Annotated in this window: 5 protein-coding genes; 4 read left to right on the forward strand and 1 reads right to left on the reverse strand. The window is 36.1% G+C overall.

What is annotated here, in order from left to right:
• A partial coding sequence (locus FGQ53_RS11590) for a hypothetical protein (protein ID WP_229090377.1) occupies positions 1-402 on the reverse strand: 402 nt, incomplete at its 3' end.
• 175 nt (positions 403-577) lie between these two features.
• On the opposite strand from FGQ53_RS11590, the gene rpsP reads away from it, so the two are divergent.
• From rpsP to FGQ53_RS11610, 4 genes are read left to right on the forward strand one after another with little or no spacing between them, the layout of a single operon-like run.
• Positions 578-850, forward strand: a complete 273-nt coding sequence (rpsP, locus tag FGQ53_RS11595; RefSeq protein WP_000268760.1) for a 30S ribosomal protein S16 — start codon at positions 578-580, stop codon at positions 848-850.
• A 19-nt stretch (positions 851-869) separates the two neighbouring features.
• On the forward strand, positions 870-1109 hold the full coding sequence (gene kphA, locus FGQ53_RS11600; RefSeq protein WP_000379617.1) for an RNA-binding protein KphA: 240 nt from the start codon (positions 870-872) through the stop codon (positions 1107-1109).
• Between the two features lie 44 nt (positions 1110-1153).
• The gene (locus FGQ53_RS11605; RefSeq protein WP_138338924.1) at positions 1154-1483 is read left to right on the forward strand and encodes a MazG nucleotide pyrophosphohydrolase domain-containing protein; all 330 of its coding nucleotides are present in this window, start codon (positions 1154-1156) and stop codon (positions 1481-1483) included.
• 19 nt (positions 1484-1502) lie between these two features.
• Positions 1503-1694 (forward strand): hypothetical protein, encoded by a 192-nt coding sequence (locus tag FGQ53_RS11610; RefSeq protein ID WP_138338927.1) that lies wholly within the window; start codon positions 1503-1505, stop codon positions 1692-1694.
• Positions 1695-1995: the final 301 nt, after the last annotated feature.

Consider the following 1995-nt stretch of genomic DNA (forward strand, 5'->3'; position numbering starts at 1 on the left):
TCGTACATCAGTTAATTGTTTGCTTGCTTCATAATTCATAGAACTATTGTACCATATTTTGTTTCGCAGGAAGTCTATTGTAGCATTCAGATGGTCAAGTGAATCAAAAGCAGTTTCAATGACAGTATAAGCTTTTTCTACCAGAGTTTTTAGATGTTTTGGGGCATCAATGCCATAAGTGTACTCAAAGTATTTAGGAAACCAGGTTTCAGTGGTAAAAGTACCAAACTGGATTCTCCATAGTAGAATGATATCACCTGCTAGTAAATCATCTGTTAATAATTCCATGTTTCTTTTGGGAACGGGCTTGGGATTTAGGAGCCAAGCATCCAAATCACGTTCAGGAGAGATGAAGGGTTTGACTTGGTGGTCTTTATAAAATTTTTCTAAAATAGTATTCATGACATTCTCTTTCTTATTTTTCTTTAAAATTATAACAAATTTCTAAAAGCTTTAAAAATTTTATAGTCTGTCAAGTTTTTTTCTTGACACCTGTCAGAAATCTGCTATAATAGAACATGTGCTAAATAGCTCAGCTATTTCACCGAAATAAAAAATAAGAAAAGAGACTTTAAAAATGGCAGTTAAAATCCGTTTGACTCGTATGGGTTCTAAGAAAAAACCTTTCTACCGTATCAACGTAGCAGATTCACGTTCACCACGTGACGGACGTTTCATCGAAACAGTTGGAACTTACAACCCACTTGTTGCTGAAAACCAAGTAACTTTGAAAGAAGACCGCGTTCTTGCATGGTTGGCTGATGGAGCTCAACCTTCAGATACAGTTCGTAACATCCTTTCAAAAGAAGGCGTATTGAAGAAATTCCACGATTCTAAATTCTCAAAATAAGTTTAAAGTAGGTTGACAGATGGATACGATTGAAAATCTCATTATTGCGATTGTGAAACCCTTGATTTCACAACCAGATGCCTTAACTATCAAGATTGAAGATACACCAGAATTTTTGGAATATCATTTGGATCTTGATCAAAGCGATGTGGGTCGTGTAATCGGTCGTAAGGGTCGCACTATTTCTGCGATAAGAACGATTGTCTACTCTGTCCCAACTGAAGACAAAAAAGTAAGAATCGTTATTGACGAAAAATAAGAAGGGCGGGACGAATGTCTCGCTTTTTTTGCAAGGAGCAGGATATGAAGGATTTAACGTTTAGACAATTACAAGACTACTTACTCGAACATTACCAGCAGTCTCGAACTGAGGAAGGTCTTTTTATCAAGCTTGTGGAGGAAGTCGGAGAAGTAGCCGAAGTTTTGAATGGGCGCTCTGGCCGAAAAGATGGGGTTCAAGACTCGAACGAGGAACTTGCTAAAGAACTGGCTGATATCATCCACTACACCGTCGCAATCGCAGCCATCAACGGCATAGATCTAACCAAGACCATTTTTGAAAAAGACAAAAAGGCGGCTATCAAGTACCGACATGAACGTGATTTGGAAGGTTTTTTGAAGGGGAACATCTAAGACGATAAGAAATCAATTTTTGACTAATAAAGAAGGTATTAGTAAATATAAGAAAGATAAAGCAAGGAAAATGGTGGATTATGCTATCAAAGTGAGTAATCTCCAAGAGGTAGACAAGCTAGAACTTGTGAGACAAGAAGGAGAAAATCAGGTCATAATAGCTGACTCCTTTATAGGCAATGAGAAAGAATTTATCAGCTTGAAAGAGTGATAGCAGGTATAAAATACTAATCCTAGAAATAGCATCTAGGATTTTACTATGGTAAAATGGAAAGACGGTCTCAAAAATTCTAATCAATCTTGAGAATAGATATTTTTAAAAGGAGTAACACTCCCAATGTCATTAAGTTAAGAAATTCAAATACAATTCTGTATTTGGGTTTCTTTTTTTATGTGATAAACTTATAGTTAAGGAGGGATTTCCCATGATAAAATAAATAAAAGCCCACTTGAATAAGAGTATTCAGAGTATCATTGGTCAAAAAGTTGAGTTCGTCAAACAAGATGAACAG

Source organism: Streptococcus mitis (assembly GCF_005844455.1).
In the GTDB taxonomy this organism is placed as follows: Bacteria; Bacillota; Bacilli; order Lactobacillales; family Streptococcaceae; genus Streptococcus; species Streptococcus mitis_BF.